The organism is Micromonospora sp. HNM0581, from assembly GCF_012726175.1.
Lineage (GTDB): Bacteria > Actinomycetota > Actinomycetes > Mycobacteriales > Micromonosporaceae > Micromonospora.
Map to the genome: position 1 here is coordinate 399,892 of NZ_JAASAD010000003.1, position 19,998 is coordinate 419,889.

Sequence of the window (19,998 nt, forward strand, 5' to 3'; positions counted from 1 at the left end):
GGTCCTTCAGGCGGAGGCGGGTTGGCGGGGCAGTGTCGTGGCGTGCGCGGGTGTGCTGTCGTAGCCGGCGGCTTGGAGGGTGAACAGCTCGGCGTACCGCCCGTCAGCACTCATGAGCTGGTCGTGGGTGCCGGTCTCGACGAGGCGGCCGTGGTGCAGGACGTAGATGCGGTCGGCGTGCCGGACGTTGGCCAGCCGATGGGTGATCAGAATGGTGATGCCGGTGCCCTGCCGGTCGCGGATGGCCTGGAAGAGGGCGTCCTCGGCGCGGGGGTCGAGGGCGGAGGAGGGCTCGTCCATGATGAGCACGTCGGCGTCGCGGAGGAACCCGCGGGCGGCGGTGATGCGCTGCCACTGCCCGCCGGAGAGGTCCTGCCCGCCGGCGAAGGTGCGGTCGAGCAGCGTCTCGTACCCGTGGGGCAGGTCGGTGATCATGTCGTGGGCTACCGCGCGGCCGGCGGCTGCCTCGATCCGGTCCTGCTCCGTCGTGGTGCTGATGTCGCCGATGGCGATGTTGGTGGCGGCGGTGAACGGCCACTTGTGGTACTCCTGCGTGACGACGCCGATCCGCGTCCGCAGCGCGTCGGTGCCCCAGTCGTCGCCGGGCCGTCCGTTGTAGCGGATGGTGCCGCTGGTGGGGGCGCGGAGGGTGGCGATCATGGTGGCGAGGGTGGACTTGCCGGAGCCGTTCTCCCCGACGAACGCCACGGTCTGCCCGGCGGAGATGGTCAGGGTGACCCGGTCGACGGCGGGGGTGTCGCGGTCGGGGTAGCACAGGCTCACCGTTTCGACGTCGATCTCCCGCAGGCGCTCCGCGACCGGCGCACAGGCGGACCGGTCGGTGGGTGGTGGCAGGTAGTCGGCGGCTCGGGTCATGAAGCCGGTGTAGTCGCGGAAGTGCTGCCCCTCGGTGTAGACGCGGTCGATCTGGAAGGTCACCACGGCCAGCGAGCGTTGCGCGGACTGCACGGCGATCACGCAGGTCGCGGCGGCGGCGAGGGGGATCTGACCGTCGATGAGCAACAGACCGAGCAGGACGTAGACCACGGCGGTGGCGATCCCGCCGATCATCGCGCCGACGGTGGTGGTCGTGGTGACCCGGCGGGCCAGGGCGAGTTGGATCCGTGTCTCGACGTTCATGACCCGGTCGTACTGGTCGAGCAGGAAGTCGCGGAGGCCGTAGGAGCGCAGTTCGGGGGCGGAGTCGCGTTCGGCCATCAGCCGGTGCAGCAGCCACAGCCGGCGGCGGCGTACCGACCCGGCGGCGTAGGTCTGGTAGCGCAGGTGCCCGGCGCGCAGTGCCGCCCAGCCGTTCGGGACGGTCGCCACCAGCAGGGCGAGCAGCAGCAGTGGGTGGACCACGACCACGGCGACCGCGACGGCGATGACGCCGGCGAGGGCGGCGAGGAGGTTCATCGACGCCTGGACCAGGGCGGTGGTGGAGTTCGCGCCGCGGGAGGCGCGTTCCATGTCGTCGGCGAACGCGTCGGCGTCGAAGGCCTCCAGGCGTACGGCGGTGGTCACCTCGAACAGCCCGCGTTCGACCTCCCGGTCGACCTTCGGGGTGAGGCCGTTCTGGGCGTATCCCATGGCGGTGGCCATGCCGGCGCGCAGCGCGGTGGCCGCCGCGAGCGCGGCCAGGGCGGGTAGCGCGGCGGTCACTTTGTCGGCGGTCGGGCCGCTGGCGAAGAGTTCCACGAGCACCCGCTGCGCCGCGAGGAGCCCGAACGCTGACATCACCCCGGCGACCACCGTGGTCGCCGCCACCACTGACGTGCGCACCCGGTCGGCGCGCCAACTCACCGTGAGCGCGGCCCAGACCAGGCGGGGTAGTTCGGAGAAGACGGCGAACAGGCCGGCTTGTGCTCGCGCCCGCACGCCGGTCTCCCACCACACCTCCCGCAGCTCCGGCAGCACCGAATCCCGCTGCGGTGGTGCGGGACGGGCGGGCGTGCGGTCGGGGTGGTCGGTTTTCGGCATGGCGGTACCTCCCGAAGGTGAGCACGGTGGTCGGTGGTGATGTCTCGATGCGAACGGCGGGAGCGGAGGTGTCCCGTTGGCGTTCCGGGCTGGCGCAGCTGACGCTTCGCCCTTCCGGGCGGTGGGTCTCCGGTCAGGTGACTCGGACGCCGTCTTCGAGGTAGTAGCTGCGCCCGTCCGCACGGGCGTTCAGCGCCTCGGTGATCCGGCGGGTCAGCAACGGCGGTAGCCGCTGGGCGGCCTGTGGCGGGTCGGAGAAGGCCCAGCCCTTCAACTCGCCGGGCGGCACCACGATCCGGTCTTCCATGCGGGGGTCGAGGGTGCCGCCGTCGTAGATGACCATGACGCCCTCGGTGCGCCCGGCGCGGGCCGGTACCCAGTCCACAACCAGCAACCGACCCGGTGCCAGGTCCAGGCCGAGTTCCTCCCGGCACTCCCGGATCGCAGCCTGGTACGGCGACTCGTCAGCCTCGACGCACCCGCCAGGGATCTCCCAGCCGGCCTTGTAGACCGGCTCGACCAGCAGAACCCGCTCATCCGCGTCGGTGATCAACAGCCCGGCGGCCATCCGCTTACGGGGCAGGCCAGCGGTGACGTCGCGGCGTTCGGAGGGCATGCAGGGACCGTAGGACGCCGGCCGGTCGACACGCCCGCAGCGCCGTGCGCCGACATTGTCGGCAGATGCCGACACAACTCCGACACCACCCCGACCGCGTCCGCGTCGCGGTCCCGCCCCGCTGACGCGGGCACTGTGAACTGGCCATTCACCCATCGGGGGCAGCCGCGCGGGGAGTCCGCAGGGTTCAGGAAGTGTCACCGGGAGCAGCTACGGTGTCGGCTCATCGTGACTGTGGCACCGGGGGTGGCAGCGATGGTCGACCACGACGAGATCGCCGCCGCTCGCCGCGCGCTCGGTCGCCACCTCGCCCACCTGCGTAAGGACGCCGCCCACACCCAGCACGGGTTGGCCCGGCTCGTGCAGTACGGGCGCAGTTCGGTGGCGAACACCGAGACCGGCCGCCAACATCCCGAGCGGTCCTTCTGGTCTCGCTGCGACGCGGTGTTGCGCACCGGTGGCGTGCTGACCGCCGAGTACGACCGCATCGCCGACCTGGCCCATCAACACCGCCACCGCCCGGCGCCCCCACCCGCTGGCCCCGGCGCTGCCACCGACGCGGCAGCCGTGTGGTGGGAGCACGAGGAGCGCATCGCCGCCCGCCGGTCCGCGCTGACCGTGACGGCCGATGACGACGCGCGGCTGGCGCACCTGGAGCGCGAAGTGCGGCAGGCGATCGGTGACAATGAACGGCTCCCGGCGGCCACGCTTGTGTCCCGGCTGCGTCCGCTGCGGGTCAGCGTCGACCAGCTGATGGCGGCCCGGCAGCACCCACCGCAACGCGCCCGGCTCTACACCGCCGCCGCCCACCTGTCCGGGCTCCTCGCCGCCCTCGCCCTGGACCTGCGCGCCTTCCCGGTCGCGCGCGCCTACGCCGCCGAAGCTTTCGACCTTGCCCACGCCGCTGGGCAACCCGACACGCAGGCCTGGGCCCGCGCCACCCAGAGCTTGGTCGCCTACTACACCGGCGTGCACCGCGACGCGCTCGCATTCGCCGAAGACGGCCTACGCCACGCCGGTTCCGGCCCGCATCGCCTTCGCCTCACGATCAACGGGCAGGCCCGGGCGCTCGCCCACCTCGGCGACCGCCGGGGTGTCCACCAGGCCGTGGACCGTGCGTTCGCCCTGCTGCCCGAACACCCGGCGGACGGGCAGGTCAGCACCAGCCTCACCCTCGGCCCGTACTGCCCGACCCGGGCCGCCGCCAACGCGGCGACGGCCCACCTGGTCCTCGGCGACACCACCGGCGTCATCGACCACCTCACCGCCGCTGTCGCGGCGTTCGACACGGCGCAGCTGCGCGGTCCGCAGGCGCTCAGCCGCCTCGATCTGGCCACGGCCCACGCGCGGGCGGGCGACCTCGACCACGCCGCCGGGCTGGCGCTGGAAGCACTCAGCCTCACCGCCGAGCACCGCTTCGAATCGGTCTACCAACGCACTCGCCAGTTCCTCGCCGCCGCCCACCCCTTCGGCCGTCACCCGCGACTACAGGACGTCGCGGACCTGTTCACCGAATTGACGCATCCCGGCAGCCCGCCACCACCGGGCCTACGATCGCCGACATGAGCAGCCGGGAACTGGCCAGCCTGCGGCAACGGTGGACCGCCTACCAGGACCTGACCGCACTCACCGAGCACTGGTACTGGCGTCCCGGCTGGCGCGCCGGCCGCCACTTCTACACCTGGCACCTCACCTTCCAGGAACAGCCCGACCTCCACCGCCCCGTCACCGACCTTCAACACAAGCTCCAGCTCCCCGCACTGGACGTGGTGCCGATCGACGGCCTGCACCTGACCATGCAGGGCCTCGGCTTCACCGACGAGGTGCCCGACGGCGACATCGAAGCGATCGTCACCGAAGCCCGGCAACGGTGCGCCGGCCTGCCGCCGCTGGACCTGTCCCTCGGCCCAGTCGACCCCGACGCCGAAGGAATCGGTCTGCTCGTCCGACCCTGGAGCCCCGTCGAACGGGTCCGCGCCGCGATCCGGGCCGCGATCGCCGCCGTGTGGCCAACCGTCCCCGAACCAGCTGACGGGTTCCGGCCCCACGTCACGATCGCCTACAGCGGGGCACCTGCCCCCACCGCCCCCATCCGCGCCAGGCTGGCCGAGTTGCGGGACCTGCCCGCCGTGACAGCGACGGTCAGCGAGGTGTCATTGATCGCCCTCCACCGGGAGCACCGCACCTACCGATGGTCGACCCGGGCAACCGCGCCCCTGATCGGTCAGTGCCCTCAACGCGTTGAAGCGGAGGCAGGTCGTGGCGATCAGTAGCTCGGACATCTCTAGGGTTCTCTTGGCCTACCTTGAGTGCTATCCGGACGAGGCCGTGGCGCTGTCTGAGCCGGTGAAGCTGCTGGCTGAGGGAGAGGGATTCGCCTCGCGCCGAACCTTCCCGATGCATGTGACGGTTGGCGCTCTCCTGGTCCGCGGCGGCACCGAGGTGCTGCTTGTTGATCACCTCGCCTACGGGATCCTCCTACAGCCGGGAGGACACCTGGAGCCGACCGACTCCACGTTGATCAGCGCGGCGGTGCGTGAGCTGGTAGAGGAAACCGGTATTGATCCCAGCGAACTCGTCCCAGCATCGCAGATGCCGGTCTACGTCGAGTACGGCAGAGTTCCGGCGCGGCCGGCGAAGGACGAGCCGGAACACTTCCATCTCGACTTCGGCTACTCGTTCTTGACGGCGCAGGCGGACGTGGGGCGTATCCAAGAATCGGAGGTGGGAGGTGCGACGTGGTATCCCCTCTCCGTGGCTGAGCGGCTTGTCGGCCCTCGCATCGCGCGGGCGATGACCGCATTGACATGAAGCGATGACGGCCCAGTGGCCGTCACGTTACTCATCGCCGCTCATGCTGAGGCCGGCGGTTGCCCGACCGCGACAGGCAGACCGCCGGCAGAGTCGTACGCCGTCAACTTTGCCAATAGGCCAGGACAATCAGGTCTGGGAGCGCGGGGGGATGGCGGGTGCGGTCATGGTCAGATATCGGTAGCCGATTTCGGTGAGCCTGTCGGCGTCGAGGCAGTGTCGCCCGTCGAGGACGAGCGGTGAGCGCATGGTGGGGGCGAACTTGGCCCAGTCGAGATCGCGGTAGTGCGACCACTCGGTGGCGACCACGATGGCGTCGGCGTCGTCGAACACGTCTTCGACGCGATCGGCGAGGTGCTCGGCCAGGGTGGGCTGTTCGCGGCGGAAGCGATCGGCGGCGACGGGGTCGTGCAGGGTGATCCGGGCACCGCGTTCGAGGAGCAGATTCGCGATGTCGATGGCGGGTGAGTCACGCAGGTCGTCGGTGTCCGGCTTGAACGCGAGGCCGAGAATGCCGATCTTGCGACCCTTGATGATGTGGAGTTCGTCGAGGAGCCGGTCGACGACCTTGGTGCGCTGGCGGTGGTTGACGTCGCGGGCGGCGGTGACGATCGGCATGGCGAGGTGGTACTCGCTGGCGGTGGCGATGAGCGCTGCGGTGTCTTTGCCGAAGCAGGATCCGCCCCAGCCGATGCCGGGGTTCAGGAAGCGGGGGCCGATGCGGGCGTCGAGGCCGGTGCCGCGGGCGACTTCGCGGACGTCGGCGCCGACCTTGCCAGCGATCGCGGCGATCTCGTTGATATAGCTGATCTTGAGGGCGAGGAAGGCGTTGGCCGCGTACTTGATCAGCTCGGCCGAGGCCAGGTCGGTGGAGACCAGCGGCACGGCGCTCATGCCGGCAGGGCGGGGCAGCACGGTGGGCGGGGTGAAGGACTGGTTGAGGATGGGTCGGTAGAGCTGGTTGAGGACGTCCAGGCTCTTCTGGTTGTCGGAGCCGATGACGATGCGGTCCGGGTAGAGGGTGTCAGCGAGCGCGGTGCCCTCGCGTAGGAACTCAGGGTTCGAGGCGACGGCGAATCGACCGTCGGGGCGGTGACCGTGGTGACGTTCGTAGGCCTCGCGCAGGATCGCGTCGACCCAGTTGCCGGAGCCGATCGGAACGGTGCTCTTGTTCACCACGACGGTGAAGTCGCCACGCAGGTGCTGGGCGACGCTCTCGGCGGCGGATCGCAGGTACTGCAGGTCGGGGTTGCCGTTGTCGAGTTGCGGGGTCTGCACGGCGATGAACACGACGTCGGCGTCGGGTACGCCGACGGCGTAGTCGGTGGTGAAGGTCAGGTGGGAAGAGGCCTGCTCGAGAAGCGCTTCCAGATGCGGCTCGTAGATCGGGCAGTGACCGCCGCGGAGGGTGTCGATCTTCTGCTTGTCGAGGTCGATGCAGGTGGTGTCGTGGCCCAGGAAGGCCAGGCTGACGCTGGTGGTGAGACCGACGTATCCGGTGCCGACAACACAGACCTTCATTGAGCGTTTCCTCTCGCCATGAACGATACCGACGCGTGGTGATCCGGATTGAGACGTCAGCAGTGCCGCTGACCAGCGCCTTCGGCGCGCCACCATTTTGCTGCGGTGAACAGCCGGCCTGAAGGCCGTGGCCCGCCTGCTGCCCGCCGGAATGATACCGACCGGAGGCGGGCGGCGGGTCGTGTCGAACTGGACATTCGGGTCAAGAAGCGGCGGCTCCGCTGCTGTTCAGATGTCCGAGCAGGGTGTCTTTCTGCCCGAGATAGTCCCGGTTATCGGGGGTGACGAAACCGGAGAGTGGGACACGGTCAACGGTGATCCCGGCGGTACTGAGGGCGTCGATCTTGTGAGGATTGTTGGTGGCGAGTCGGGCTGAAGCGACGCCGAGCCAGGCCAGAGCGCTTGCGGCGGGTCGGTAGTCGCGGGCATCGGTGGGTGCGCCAACGGCGGCGTTTGCAGCAATGGTGTCGTAGCCCTGGTCCATGAAGGTGTAAGCGCGGATCTTGGTAGCAAGCCCGATGCCGCGGCCTTCGTGGCACAGCATGTAGAGCAGGATCCCGTAGTCGGATGCGCCGATCATGCGCAGGGATGTGGCCAGCTGGGGGCCGCAGTCACATTTGAGGGATCCGAGCAGGTCACCCGTGGCGCAGGCGCTGTGAATCCGTACCAGCGGATTCTGTTGGCCGGCGGGCTGAGGGCGGTGGACGGCGGCGAGCACCTCCTCACGGCCGGTCTCGGGGCCGAAAGCATGCAGTTGGAATTGTCCGTACGCGGTGGGGAGGTCACAGCTGGCGAGCCGAACGGTAGTCGTCATCTCGTTTCCTTCGCAGCGGTGCTGTCGGGTGTGGGCTTGTGGGCGATGAGCAGGACGTGTTCAGACATGCCGAGGAGTGAGGGTTCTGCCTCGACCCGGCGGATCGCCCGCAGGAGGAGGTCGCGACGGTGTGGGTCGCGGAGGCGGTCGGCGAGGTCGGGCAGCAGTTTGGCGGCGCCTTCGACCGCGAGCAGGGCGTGCGGGCGCAGGCCTGCGGTGGTGGCTTCTGCAGCGAGACCATTCGGGTTGTGGAAGTAGCCGGTGGTGAACAGCCGTCGATCACCGGTCGGGTTGCGGTGTTGCCCGTCGCGAAGATGTCGGGCCAGGATCGCCTCCACCGCCGGGTCGTCGTAGAGGTTCTTGGCGAGGTATTCCCAGGTGGTGTAGTAGCGGGACGTCGCTGCGGCGGCGACCACGCCGCCTGGGACAAGTACGCGGTACGCCTCGCCCCAGGCGCGGGCGCGGTCAGCGGCGTTGGTGAGGTGATACAGCGGTCCGAGCAGAAGAACTGCGTCGCAGCTGGCGGAGCCGAGAGGCACCTGGCGCGCGTCCCCGCGCGAGATCGAGGCCAGCGGCGACTCGGCGCGGGCGCACGTGGTGGCGGCTTGCTCCAGGTGCAGCGGGACAGGGTCCACGAGGTGGACGCGGTAGCCGTCCGCGGCCAGCTGAAACGCGTACGCGCCGGGTCCTCCGCCGACGTCGGCAACCGTTCCGGCTGGGGGAAGGTGGCGGGCCAGGATGTCGCGGGTGCGCAGGTACTCGATGTGGCGGCGCGGGTCGTTCAGGCGTCCCTGCTCGGCCCCGTGGGCGTAGAAGGCGAGGACCTCCGGAGTGATGCTGGGCGCTACGGTCACGTCGGGAGGGTGGAGATTCACGCTGCTGCCTCCGGTGCGCCATGCTCCAGGTCCGCGAGGAAGCCGTCCTGGAACTGTCGACGCAGGCGGGTCTGCTGTGCCGACATGATCGGGCCGCGGAAGCGGTCGAGAATCGAGGCGACGCTGCCGCCGATCGCCGGGCTGCTGCCGATGGCGCTGAGCAGCTTGAACTGCATCACGAGGTAGACCGGCGGACATTCACCCGAGCTGCCGAGCCGCGCTGGGGACCAGAATCCGAGGTGGTAGTCCAAGCCTGCCAAGGTCAGGCACCGGTTTGCGAGATCCATGTTGGTTCGCAACAGGGCCATCTCGTGGGCGGTGATGTCCCGGAGTAACGCCCTCAGCCTGAGGAGACCTTGCCGGCCGGGTTCGGATAGCCAGGTGAGGTTGTTCAGGTTCGCCGCAACCTGGCCGGGCGGCAGCAGTCCCGGCCGAGTCCACGGAGGCAACGCCGCCGGGCTGCCGGTGAAGCACTCCCGTAGCTGTGCGTAAGCGCCGGCGGCCACCTGATGAAGTTGGACGAGGAGGCGCGCGCAGGCGGTATCGAGGAGAAAGTCCCAGTCCGGAAGAGCGATCTTGAATCCGACTGGGCCACCTGCAGCGGACAGATCTGCGTCACCCGCCAGATGGCAGCCGGCGGGCAGCGGCTGCGTACGGGGTGCGTCACGCATGAGCTGGGCGGCCAGGTGCGCGATGGGGTCCACCAGCGCCCGTCGTCGGTTGAGGTCGTCTACCTCGCCCAGCGGCACGATCGAGGCGTCGCGGTAGGCGGCGGCGGGCCAGCAGTTGAGGTGCCAGTGCATCCGCTTGTCCCACCACTGCCCGTTGTCGCGGTCGACCGTGTACGGGTCGTGGTTCGTGCCGATCATGAGCTGCGCCCCGTCGAGGTCGAACCGGCGCCGAGTCGAGGAGGCGTCGACGTAGCCGACGAACTGCCTACAGAACTTGAGCAGCGCCGTCAGCATGGCCTCGGGGACATCGCTGACCGACGACGCGACTACTCTGTCGTCGCCGACTGTGGCAAGCAGCATCATGTCGTAGACGCTGTGCGGGAATGCCTTGTCGATGACCGCGAGCCGGTCCCCGGATCGTCCGGCGGGATATTCGCGCAGGATGTTGGCGCCGTAATGGTCGCGGTAATGCTGGCTGAGGTTGCGCACGTCCGGTGGCGGCGCGGCGAATCTCGGCATGGGAAGGCTGGGAATGACCGGCAACGTCATCGCCGACTCCGGGTAGAGCGGCCCGAACCGGTCCGCGACCGGGCGACGAGTCGTGACGGCGGTCATGCCGGCATACCGGACGCGATGGCGTCGCCGGCAGCAACGCCCATCATGGCAGCCTGCACGATGCCCTGGGCGATCCCTGCGGCGTCGCCGACCACGTAGATCGGCAGGCCCCGCACCTTGCAGTCCTCGTCGACCGGGACCCGGTCCCACAAGAACTCGACCTCAGGCCCGATCACGAGAACATCGTCGACAAGGTCATCCACGGACAAGCCGGCGTCGGCGTGGTCCAGAATCGAGCCCATGACCCGGCGGAGGCTCTCGATAAGGCTGACGTGCTCGGCGCCGGTGAACAAGCTGTCAAGCCGGGCGGTAGTCAAGTCCTTTACGGACGGCTCGAACGTCACTGCCGCAGCCAACTCCGGCCAACTACGCGGCTCGGCCGTCTTGTTCATGAACGCGCGCAGACTCTGCGCCACCGGCCGGCCTCCGCTGAGCCGCCAGTAATCGGACAGGATCTCGGCCCGGACTTCGGTGCTGGTGCCGGGTCTGGCGAGCTGGCACAACAGGCCGAAGTTGGCTGCCAGTGAACGCCCCCCGGGAAGGCGTTCACTGGTTTCGTGCCCGTCGAGAGTGATCACCTCCCGCCCGAAGGAGCGCTGGTAGTTGGTGAACTTGATCCGGCCACCGTTCGGGCCGCCGCAGAAACAGAACGTCTTCGTCTTACGGTCCACCCGCTCTAACTGGGTGATCTTCAGATCGGGGTGCTCAACGCCGATCGCGGCCAGCACCTCGGCCCTCGTCTCGAGACGCACGCCGAGCGACATGTCCGGCGCGATCGTCTGCACCCCGAACGTCGTCAGGAGGTTGTGAGTGCTGGTCACCCCGTGCCGGCCCGTGGCCAGCACCAGACGTGCCGTCTCGACGGTGACGAGGCCAGCGTGGGTCGCTACCGCCAGCGTCAGGCGGTCCCCCTTCAGGGCGACGGTGACAAGTTCCGACTTCTCCCAGACGGCCAGAGCGTCGTTGCGGAAGCCGTACAGCGCCGTGAGCATGTCCCGGACCTGCGTCTCCCCCAAGACCGCGACCGGGTACTCCCGAATGGCCAGGCCGTTCCCGGCAAACGCCTTGATGACTGGCGCGCCAAGCCTCGTGCCACTCAGAATGGGTGGCTCTAGCAGTGGAGCGGTCAGGAACTGGAAAGCGCGCTCGCACAGTTCGTCGGCGCGGTCCTCACCGAAGTGATCGATCAGGCGGCGGCCGGATGGCAGCAAGCTCAACTTCACCCCGTCTCCGTAGTGCACACAGCCGCCAAAGCCACTGATCACATTGCAGATCCCGGCGCACCCCGTGCAACGCAGACCTCGGTCGACCGGGCACGGCCGATTCCGCATCCCCCGCCCGGCCTCCAACAGCAGCACCCGTAGGTCCTGGGCCTGGCGCACGACCTCGTGGGCACAAGCCAGACCACCTGGGCCAGCGCCGACGACGACGACATCGATGAACATTGCAGACATTCCTTCCAACAGTCGCAGGCGATCGGAAGCGAACAGCCATCCCCGCCACCGGACGCGCTGCATGTCTGCGGCTGGCCCAGCAGATCGGCAGCAGCCGCGGCCAGCTCGATGATCACCACGTAGGGCAGCGAAGGTGCCGTCCGGGCAGCTATGCCCGGACGATCCGCCCGGGCCTTTCGGGGAAGGCTCACTTACAGTCGCCGACGTCGGGTGTTGTCGGACAGGCATGTCATCGGACTATGACAATCCACCGACACCCGCTGCCGTGACCGCATCCCCCGCTTGGCCTTTCGGTCCGACCGCGAACCCGGAGTGCTCGGCAGGGTTAGCTGCTCGTGCCCGTGCGACGATGCATCTATGAACCACAGCAGCGCCGGCTTGGTCATCTGGGACGTTGACGGGACGCTCATCCCCGCGGACTTGCGTTGGCTGACGCGCGCGATCGCTCGTGCGTACGGCATCGCGGAGTCCGAGGTTGTCTTCCCTGACAAGAAGGTGCATGGGTATACGGACGAGTCGATCGCCGTGGACACGGCGATCGCTTCGGGCGTGGACCCGTCAGCCGTGGAGGCGGGCATACCCGCCTTCCGTCAGGCCATCGCCGCGGTCATGCAGGAGGGTCGGCAGGAGTTGGCTGAGGTCCAGCCGCCGTATCCAGGTGCTGCGGCGAGCATCGCGGAGCTGCACGAACGTGGCTTCGTCCAGACCGTGCTGACCGGCAACCTACGTTCGGCCGCCGAGGTGAAGCTCGACGTGGCGGGCTTGGACGGTTTTCTTGATCTTCGCATCGGCGGGTTCGGATCGGACGCGCGAGATCGCTTTCAGCTTCCAGAAGTCGTGGCTCAGCGCTACTCCGCGATCTACGGTGAACCGCTGGATTCCGCTCGAGTGATCGTCATCGGGGATGCGCCCAACGACATCGCTTGCGCACGTCACGCCGACTTTCGCGTCGCTGTCGTCGCTCACCGGATTGGACGCCAAGAGCTGGCGTCCTACGAACCTGACCTGGTACTCGACAGTCTCGACCCGACGACGGTGGTGGTCGCCGTCATGTCGCTACTGAGCTCGGGCGGGTCGCCTGCTGCCCGTTAGGCGGCCATCTGCTCATCGAGTTCGAGGACAACCCGCTCGTCGCGCCATCGGGCCAACCGCTGCCGGGCTCGTTGAGCTCGAGCGATGCCTCGATGGTTTCCACCTGCTTTCAGCTGATCGTACGTGTTGCCGAGCAGGGTGCAGGATTGCTCGAGTTCGCCGGCCCCGGCGTAGGCGCTGGCGAGGTCTACGGCTGCCGCCAACGCGACGTTGGCGTTGGCGTGGTCGTGTTGCAGCATCTGTACCGCACTTTCCAGCACGGTCACCGCCTGGTGGGGCTGACCGAGAAGGAGATGGCACGTGCCCGCGTAGACGTGGAGGCGAGCGCTGCTCCAGTCGCTGTAGAGGCCGACACAGTCAACGGGCGACAAGTCGTTGACGAAGCCGCTCCCATCGGCACCCATGCCGGTTGGGAGCAGCGGCTACAGGACCGGGGCTATCGGCTAGCCGGGCACCGCCTCGTCCGCATCACGACGACGACCTCCTCCACCGGCTTCCAGTGACGTAGTTCAAATCCCGGCTTGAACGCCACCAGACGCGCCCGCTACCCGCCCTCAGGAGCGAATCGCCTCAACCTCTAGATCAGCCGCCGAGACGTCGCCCTGCCGGCTCGACATCGGCGGCGTCGATCTAGAGTCTGAAGGCTCCTGGCCTGGGGACTTCGGTCGCGCTCGTTGGATGGTGTGCCGGAGCGCTGGCGCCCCGTCCTGGGCGAGGCCGCTCTCATGCGGTGCCCAGTAGTCAGTCGGGTAGAGCGATTCGGTCGAGCAGGTCAGGGCAGCTCAGCCTCGTGCAGCAGATCGAGCAACTCAGACCCATCGTCGATGACGATGTCGGGTTCGCTCTGCGCCATGGGCTAACCCGGTCGGTGGGGGACGGCTGTATCAGGACCGGCGCCCGGCCCCAGCGCCGCGGGCGCAGGCGATCTCACGGTGGCTCGTGTCGCCGATGAACCGGCACTTCCGGATCGGGGCTCCGGCCGCGTCCGTCGTTGATTGGTTGTGTTCCCGCGCCACCGGTCTCTACGCTTCCACGGTCCTTGTGGACTCTGAGGCGGAGGGTGGCTCGATGTCGCTGACCGACACCATTGGTGCCGATTTGCGGGCGATGGCGGCGGGGGCAGACCGGTCGCAGCAGGAGATCGGGGCGGTCGACCAGGCAATCGAGCAGATCGCCGCCAGGGCGGTGGCCTCAGGCTTCGTGGGCATCACGGTGGGGCTGGCTCGGGTACGGGAGGTACTCGGGCAGGCCCGGTCCCAACTGACGGAGGCAGGTGGCGCTCTGGGTGAGGCGTCGCGGTCGGTGGGCGCCGTGGCGCAGCAGCCGTCGCCGCAGGAGACGATCACCGCGCTCACACCGGTGCTGGCCGCGCTGACCACCGTGAGCGGTCATGTCACTGGGGCTGCAGCCGCCGTCGACGAGGCGCGACGGCTCGTCACGGCGGTGTTGCAGGGAGGGCAGCCCGGTCCGACACTGGCCCGGCTGCAACAGATACTGCAGATCCTGGCGACCCTTCGAAGCCGCGGGGTGGAGGCCCGGCAGCACGTCGACACGGCGTTGGCGCAGGCCCGGCAGGTCGGTGACCTGGGAAACTAGTCGCGGGCGGCGGCGAAGGCACCCGACCGCCCGCTACATTTCCCTCCGATCTCGACCAGAACGCAACCAGCTCAAACGCAGTCCTGCCCGGTGACGTCACCACCTCGCCGGCAGATACGCCCCGGCCCGTGGGTCCGGACTGGGTACCAGTCGACCCCGGTACATTGCCGGACAGCGTGCGGCCGGGTGCTGGTCGTCTGCAGGCACGGCCCGCTGGTAGCACCCGTCCCACGTTGGGGCTGTTCAACGGTGAAGAGGTTTTCTTCTCCGGCGGCGGTGACCGGTCCCTTGCCGCTGACCTTGACCACGACCCGCTACGCGGTCCTCCCGTCACCTTCTACGACCACGCGGAGTCGAAGGCCGCGGCGCGGATGCGCCGCACCGGTAGCGTCGAGGCCGATCTGGCGGTTGACAACACGGTCTGCGGCACAAACGACCGCGACCAGGCCTACCCCTGGACCTGCGACAAAGTCCTACCCGCCATCCTTCCGCAAGGAAGCCGCCTGCGCGTGTGGGTCACCCGAGACGGCGGAGCTACATGGTGGCACCGTGTCTACACCGGCACCGGAGAGAGGATCACCCGTTGATGCTGCTGCGTGACTACCACGGCCATTCCTACGAACTGACCAACCCGCAGGAGGCGGGCCGTCGTTTCGACGAGCAGATCGAAACGATCATGCCCCATGGAGGCTGTGGACAGACGATCACCATCGGGACCGGCGATCTACCCGTACTACGCGTCGACATCGACGTTGACGCCGGCCGGGCAGCGGTGCGATGGCTGCCTGACGGTGGTTACGTCGCCGACCAGGAACCTGACAAAGCGATTACGGTCTACGAGTCTCCCGACACCGGCCTGGTAGACATCTCCGCCGACCTCGTCCGTACGACGCCGGCCGCCGCCCGCGCCGCGGTCGTCGAGTACGTCGTCACCCGGCAGCGCCCCACGAACGTGAACTGGAGCGAGGCGCGGCCTTCATCCTGACCCATGGCCTTGATTCGAGTAGCAACCAGATCCTCACGCCTGTAGGCGTTTGGTTCCGTCTTAGCACCGGCCGGCGCGCGAGCGTGCCAGGTCATTCTGAGTGCGCGGGCGGCACGACGGGGCTGCCTGGCGTCGGAGGTGTCCGTGGTCTAGAGCCCAAGCTTGCCCTCCGGAGGCCCCGCGAACGAACTGCCGGACTACGGCGACGCGGCGAGGCGGAAGCGACGGCCGAACTCCGGTTCACCGACCCCGCTGGAGTCGGACCAGCCTCGCTAGCTAGCTCAGCTTCCGGATGCAATGGGCGGTTCATCGACAGGCAGAACTGCGCCGCGAGCCATGCCGGTATGCAGTGCGCTCAGAAGCCACGCACGATCGGTGTCGCTTCGCGGTCTGGTGAAGTAAACCAGCGTGGTGTCTTGTAGTAGTGATTCACCTACCTCCAGGCCGCTGGGGGTGGCAACGATGACAGGGAGTGGGTCGCGGTCGGCCGCCGTAGCTAATGCTTGCGGCGGATCCTGCATCGTCCACTCAGTTGTCCGGATTCCGTGGGCGGTCAGGTGATCCCGCACGTACTCGACCTCGGCACGCAAGGGACCAGTCACCACGATGACGGGGCCGGACTGCTTTCTGTGCAGGACCGCCTCTGTCATCGCCGCCAACCGTGGATCTGGGCCGAGGCCTTCGAGAGAGTCAACAAGGCTCCATGCCATCTTCACGCGGCCCTGGTCGTCCCGGCTCGTAACCTGCCCCTCACTGATCAACTGCATGAGTGCCGAGTGCAGGGCGGGTCGGCTACGGATGCCGTGTCGCTTGTCCAGCAATGTCGCGGCCTGCTGAAAGATCGCGCGTTCACCGTCGCCGAGCGTCACCACATAGTCTTCTGGACTGACGTGGCTCTTGCTGCTCATGGCGATTACCTCAGCCAAGGTGAGCTGAACCAGCTCGGGATGCTGGAGCCACGAGGGCGTGTCCTCTTGTGCGTTTTGGTCAACCACGATGGTCTGACGAGCCCGGTCGACGATGCCGATGACGGCGGCCAGCGTGGCACTGTCGGGCCTCGGAAGGCCATCGAGGAGGAATAGGGCCAAGGGAAGCGACTGCAGCGCGAGCCGTACAGGACCGCGCCGGACGTTTGCCGTGGTCGTGAGGAGAACCCCGTGGTCGTGGTGGGGCTGGGTCGGCGAGAGGCTGGCAAGCTCCAACGCCAGGTCAGGGTCCAGATCGCGTAGCGGTGTGGCGGCGTGGTTCCTTAGCAACACCATGGCCCACTGCGCGAGTAGCTCGCGACGCGAGGACACGACCAGGACGAGACCGGATTCAGCGGCGCGGGCAATAATGTCCGCCAGGATCCGCGTCTTACCGGAACCGGCCGGTGCGTGCAGCACTATATGACGCGCGTTGCGGACGCGGTCCAACCGCTCGGCGAGCAGGATATGAGCAGGTGTGCGAGCGGTCATTGCACCATCCTGACCCTGCGCTGCAGCCACACACGGGCATTCATGACAAGGTCAACTTCATCCGGTGTTACCGCGTCGCGGAAGTGAAAGACTTTGTTGCGGACATCCCGCACGGGTTCAAGCATGGAGAAGACCAACTCGCGACTGCTGCCGAAGGTGCGGCTGAAGTCCCGACCGAACCGCTCGGGACTGTTGATGACGGAAATCAGCTCGCCGAAGGTCAGATCCTCTAGACGCGCAGCGGCGGTGCCGTTGGCGTCTGCGGGCCGAGCTGCTGCAACAAGAGCGCGGAGCTCATCCTCGGTAGCGCACGCCCGCTGAGCCAGGTAGCGCGTCGCCAACTCGACGTCGCGTACGATCATGAACTGCCTTGTCGCGGTCCAAAGGTAGCTGTTCACGTCGGCGGCAGTGACGACCGCAAGCAGTCGCTCCTCATCACCGACCAGGACCGCCCCCTTCTGGTGGAGCGCATCCAACGCGTCTTCGACCTCAGAGCCGGATCTGACGAAGGCCAGGTCTTCAAGGAAATCGCCGACAGGGTAGGACAGAGGGCTGTCCTGCCGGCGTACGACGCCGAGGTTCAGCGCAAGTGACCGGTAGCTGAATACGCCCACCACCACGCCGTTAGATGTCACCGGCACCTGATCGAAGCCGTGATGGGCCATCATCGTGAGCGCGTCCGAGACCGACGTCGCGATCTCGAAAGTGGCCACCTCCTGATCAGTCGGCACCACCTGACCCACACGCAGGAAGTTGTGCTGCGGCGTCGTGCGGCTCAGTCGTGCCACCTCCCCAGCAACTCACTGCTTCGCGCTGAGCCTACTGGGACATGCCATTTCGTCCAGCCCCGGCCTGCCTAGCGGCTCGATGACACAACTAACTCGGAAGTAGAGCTACTTCCTCCCGATTAGGGCCGCTTCGCGTAGCCGGCCGTGACCTATCGCCAGTTCTCATAACCGAGGCGTTGACCGCGGTCGGCTGGCAACCCTCGGACTGGATGCGGGAGCGAGTACCGCGTCCGACGGGCAGGAAGGAGCCGGATCACCGATAGCATCGCGGCGACCAACCTGCCGCACGACCCGCCCGTGCCCGCACCCTCGGCGAGATGTCCGTCGGGGAAGAAGTTGTCGACGCAGGCGTGACAGGCACCGTCCCCGCCGTGCCTCTGGATCGACGGACGATACTCCGCCGGCCGCGGGGGGGCGCTGAGTCCGGTACTCGGCGAGCTGATCGCCGTCGGCCTCAGCTCCTGGGTCGTCGCGGTGGGCAGGTAGAGCGCTGCCGTCGTGCGGGGACCTGCAGACGGCTGTCGAACGACAGCCGCTGTCCCGGACGAAAACACCTTGAAAGGGCTCTCGTCTCGACCTCGCCGTCCTGTCGGTGGCCGGGCATACTATGGCCTTTCTAGCGGTCTCCCGCCAGCTCTGGAATTGCTGGAGGAAGGTTGTCGATCATGGATGCGGGTCCTGACCTGATCCCGCTGGCCGAAGGCGTGGCCACCTTCGGCGGTGGAAACGCGTATTCTTGGTACCGCAGTCAGGCGCATCGAGGCGGCACTGTGTCCATGGGCGGCCAGCGAGTGCCGGTAGTGAAGGTCTCCGGTCGATGGATGATCTCCAGGGCAGAGGTCGCGCAGGCCGTGGAAGCCGAACGGCGCGCGAGAGTCGCCTGCAGCGCCTGGACCAGCCGAAACAAAAGCCCTCCGCGTGGACGAAGGGCTTGCAAAACAGTACGAGCTATGAGACTTTGTATTCGGTGGGGAAGGTGGGTTACCCTTCCTCCTACGGATCAGAAGGTTAGGGGTTCGAGTCCCTTCGGGCGCACAAGATCAAGAAAGCCTGACCTGCGGAAACGCGGGTTAGGCTTTCTGCTTTTCCGTCCCTTGTGGACGTTTGGCTGCTCGGTGGCTGCTCGTCCGACGAGCGTGCCCTACGTCCCGCCGTTTCCCGGGTAGTCCACACGTGTCCGGGTGGGTCCGACCGGCGGCAGCGTGGAGAGCGATCGAATTGATAGACAAAGTTCGATTGCGATGTTCTGTGGGGCAGGTTGGTCGCGAGTTGCCATGACCAAATGGGGAAGGCGCGCGGAGGTGTGCGCTCGTGCCGCACGATGGTCGCCCGTGTGCCGCCGTTAGTCGCGGCCGGGACACCTGCGCCGCCCTCACGTCACCGGCGGTCAGTGGCCCGCTCGGATCGACCGCGCACCGGCGAGCTATCCTGGTGGATGCGGTGGCTCTGCGCCACCCGTTTCTCCTGTCGCCCGCGGCCCACGCCCCCTGCGCGACACCGAGGGACAAGGGCCGAAAGCTCGTCGCAGAAGATGATCACCGATGGCGGATGCCGTACCCCCTCGGTGGTGGCGTGGGCACCACGAGGGAGAGACGGACATCGTCATGAGCAAAAACTCGCAGGCCAAGAGACTCGCCCAGAGCTTCGACATCTCGTACTCGGAGGCCCTGGGCGTCATCCGGGACGAGTCGGAGCTGGCCGAGGAATTGGCCGACTACGAGAACACTTCGATCCGTGCCGCGATGGAGAAGCTGGCGGCGGACTATCCGATGGTGCGGGCGAGAGCCGCCCAGGACGGCGTGTCCTTCCGGACGGCCCTCGATCGGATCCGGGACGAGCAGGCCCGGCAGCGCCGGTTCGGCGACGCGGCAGCCTCGTTTCCCACCGTGGAGCAGCTACTGCGCAAGGCGCTGGTCGGTGCCTGCGACGACCTGACCGACGAGCCCGTTCACCGCGACGGCGAGGACGACCTCGAGGTGCACGGCCTGTACTTCGACGAAGTGGACCTGCCGGACTACGTCGACGAGATCGAGATCGACGTGGTCACCCCCGTCCTCGACACGATGATCTGGGACGAGGCCGAGGAGCTGGAGGGCGAGACCTACGTGGGCACCGTCAAGGTGCGCGCGGAGGTGAGCTTCTCCGGGTTCATGCACCGAGGCGACACCTACGCGCACGAGGGCGAAATCACGGTGATCGTGCCGGACTGGAACGAGCGGACCTCCCAGGTGTCGCTCCGCCGGCAGGTGATCCTGGAGTTCAACGCGACCGTCATCCCGGGGGCCGAGTCGGTCGAGCTGGAGTTCGTCTCCGCCATGACCGACGAGTTCCCGCCCGACCCGCACAGCATCGGCGTGTAACCGACCCGTGAGCGGCGCCGCCTCCGCCCTCGCCGGAAGGCCGGTGGAGGTCCGGCACCACCGCGAAGGACACCGAGAACCTCCGCGCCAAACTCAAACGCCTCGTCGTCCGCCAGATCCTCACCGAACCCGAAGCGGGCCTGTTCACCCTCGCAACGCCGACGACGTCCACGTAACCCCCACCACCAGGGCCTCTAACGAACCGTCAAACCCATATCGGACATAGCCTTCCGAACCACCCTCTCACTGGACGTTTGTTTCGCGTTCGGATCAGTAACGACGGATTCATGTTCCGGCCTCGGTAGCCATAATGTCCGACCCGACCAGAAATAGACGCATCCCGTCCCGCTGGATCCTGACCGG

The 19,998-nt window shown here is 67.7% G+C and carries 18 protein-coding genes; 8 read left to right on the top strand and 10 right to left on the bottom strand.

Features of this window, described 5'->3' with window-relative positions:
- Positions 1-6: 6 nt before the first annotated feature.
- Positions 7-1,980, bottom strand: a complete 1,974-nt coding sequence (locus HCA58_RS07235; protein WP_169596958.1) for an ATP-binding cassette domain-containing protein — start codon at positions 1,978-1,980, stop codon at positions 7-9.
- Between the two features lie 133 nt (positions 1,981-2,113).
- Complete coding sequence (locus tag HCA58_RS07240; RefSeq protein WP_240955588.1) at positions 2,114-2,596, bottom strand: NUDIX hydrolase; 483 nt, start codon at positions 2,594-2,596, stop codon at positions 2,114-2,116.
- Between the two features lie 228 nt (positions 2,597-2,824).
- Here HCA58_RS07240 and HCA58_RS07245 point away from each other — a divergent pair, with 228 nt between their 5' ends.
- From HCA58_RS07245 to HCA58_RS07255, 3 genes are read left to right on the top strand one after another with little or no spacing between them, the layout of a single operon-like run.
- Positions 2,825-4,162, top strand: a complete 1,338-nt coding sequence (locus tag HCA58_RS07245) for a helix-turn-helix transcriptional regulator (RefSeq protein ID WP_346775891.1) — start codon at positions 2,825-2,827, stop codon at positions 4,160-4,162.
- The gene (locus HCA58_RS07250) at positions 4,159-4,869 is read left to right on the top strand and encodes a 2'-5' RNA ligase family protein (protein ID WP_169596959.1); all 711 of its coding nucleotides are present in this window, start codon (positions 4,159-4,161) and stop codon (positions 4,867-4,869) included. The genes HCA58_RS07245 and HCA58_RS07250 overlap by 4 nt, the downstream gene beginning before the upstream one ends.
- Entirely contained in the window at positions 4,856-5,407 is a 552-nt protein-coding gene (locus HCA58_RS07255; RefSeq protein WP_169596960.1) for an NUDIX domain-containing protein, read from the top strand. Before HCA58_RS07250 ends, HCA58_RS07255 begins: the two co-directional genes overlap by 14 nt.
- Positions 5,408-5,536: 129 nt before the next feature.
- Here HCA58_RS07255 and HCA58_RS07260 read toward each other — a convergent pair whose 3' ends face one another.
- The 5 genes from HCA58_RS07260 to HCA58_RS07280 form a co-directional block, all read right to left on the bottom strand.
- Positions 5,537-6,928: a UDP-glucose/GDP-mannose dehydrogenase family protein gene (locus tag HCA58_RS07260; protein WP_169596961.1), complete on the bottom strand. Its 1,392-nt coding sequence runs from the start codon at positions 6,926-6,928 to the stop codon at positions 5,537-5,539.
- 202 nt (positions 6,929-7,130) lie between these two features.
- Positions 7,131-7,742, bottom strand: coding sequence for a GTP cyclohydrolase II (locus HCA58_RS07265; RefSeq protein WP_169596962.1), 612 nt, complete (start codon positions 7,740-7,742; stop codon positions 7,131-7,133).
- Positions 7,739-8,596, bottom strand: a complete 858-nt coding sequence (locus HCA58_RS07270; RefSeq protein WP_169596963.1) for a class I SAM-dependent methyltransferase — start codon at positions 8,594-8,596, stop codon at positions 7,739-7,741. The genes HCA58_RS07265 and HCA58_RS07270 overlap by 4 nt, the downstream gene beginning before the upstream one ends.
- 17 nt (positions 8,597-8,613) lie before the next feature.
- Positions 8,614-9,903 (bottom strand): hypothetical protein, encoded by a 1,290-nt coding sequence (locus tag HCA58_RS07275; RefSeq protein WP_169596964.1) that lies wholly within the window; start codon positions 9,901-9,903, stop codon positions 8,614-8,616.
- Positions 9,900-11,348 carry an FAD-dependent oxidoreductase gene (locus HCA58_RS07280; RefSeq protein ID WP_169596965.1) on the bottom strand — a complete coding sequence of 483 codons (1,449 nt, stop codon included), beginning with the start codon at positions 11,346-11,348 and terminating at the stop codon, positions 9,900-9,902. Before HCA58_RS07280 ends, HCA58_RS07275 begins: the two co-directional genes overlap by 4 nt.
- Before the next feature lie 366 nt (positions 11,349-11,714).
- On the opposite strand from HCA58_RS07280, the gene HCA58_RS07285 reads away from it, so the two are divergent.
- On the top strand, positions 11,715-12,449 hold the full coding sequence (locus HCA58_RS07285) for a haloacid dehalogenase-like hydrolase (RefSeq protein ID WP_169596966.1): 735 nt from the start codon (positions 11,715-11,717) through the stop codon (positions 12,447-12,449).
- Here the strand turns inward: HCA58_RS07285 and HCA58_RS07290 are convergent.
- Entirely contained in the window at positions 12,446-12,853 is a 408-nt protein-coding gene (locus HCA58_RS07290) for a hypothetical protein (RefSeq protein ID WP_205807774.1), read from the bottom strand. The genes HCA58_RS07285 and HCA58_RS07290 overlap by 4 nt on opposite strands.
- A 664-nt stretch (positions 12,854-13,517) precedes the next feature.
- Between HCA58_RS07290 and HCA58_RS07295 the strand changes: the two genes are divergently transcribed.
- From HCA58_RS07295 to HCA58_RS07305, 3 genes are all read left to right on the top strand, one after another.
- Positions 13,518-14,045 (top strand): DUF6244 family protein, encoded by a 528-nt coding sequence (locus tag HCA58_RS07295; protein ID WP_169596967.1) that lies wholly within the window; start codon positions 13,518-13,520, stop codon positions 14,043-14,045.
- Positions 14,046-14,278: 233 nt separating this feature from the next.
- The gene (locus tag HCA58_RS07300; protein ID WP_169596968.1) at positions 14,279-14,632 is read left to right on the top strand and encodes a DddA-like double-stranded DNA deaminase toxin; all 354 of its coding nucleotides are present in this window, start codon (positions 14,279-14,281) and stop codon (positions 14,630-14,632) included.
- Positions 14,629-15,030 (top strand): Imm1 family immunity protein, encoded by a 402-nt coding sequence (locus HCA58_RS07305; RefSeq protein WP_169596969.1) that lies wholly within the window; start codon positions 14,629-14,631, stop codon positions 15,028-15,030. Before HCA58_RS07300 ends, HCA58_RS07305 begins: the two co-directional genes overlap by 4 nt.
- A gap of 281 nt (positions 15,031-15,311) precedes the next feature.
- On the opposite strand, the gene HCA58_RS07310 is transcribed toward HCA58_RS07305, so the two are convergent.
- Both HCA58_RS07310 and HCA58_RS07315 read right to left on the bottom strand, forming a co-directional pair.
- Positions 15,312-16,487, bottom strand: coding sequence for a DEAD/DEAH box helicase family protein (locus HCA58_RS07310; RefSeq protein ID WP_169596970.1), 1,176 nt, complete (start codon positions 16,485-16,487; stop codon positions 15,312-15,314).
- Entirely contained in the window at positions 16,484-17,275 is a 792-nt protein-coding gene (locus HCA58_RS07315) for a CBS domain-containing protein (protein WP_169596971.1), read from the bottom strand. The genes HCA58_RS07310 and HCA58_RS07315 overlap by 4 nt, the downstream gene beginning before the upstream one ends.
- A gap of 1,604 nt (positions 17,276-18,879) precedes the next feature.
- Between HCA58_RS07315 and HCA58_RS07320 the strand changes: the two genes are divergently transcribed.
- Complete coding sequence (locus tag HCA58_RS07320; protein ID WP_169596972.1) at positions 18,880-19,635, top strand: hypothetical protein; 756 nt, start codon at positions 18,880-18,882, stop codon at positions 19,633-19,635.
- Positions 19,636-19,998: the final 363 nt, after the last annotated feature.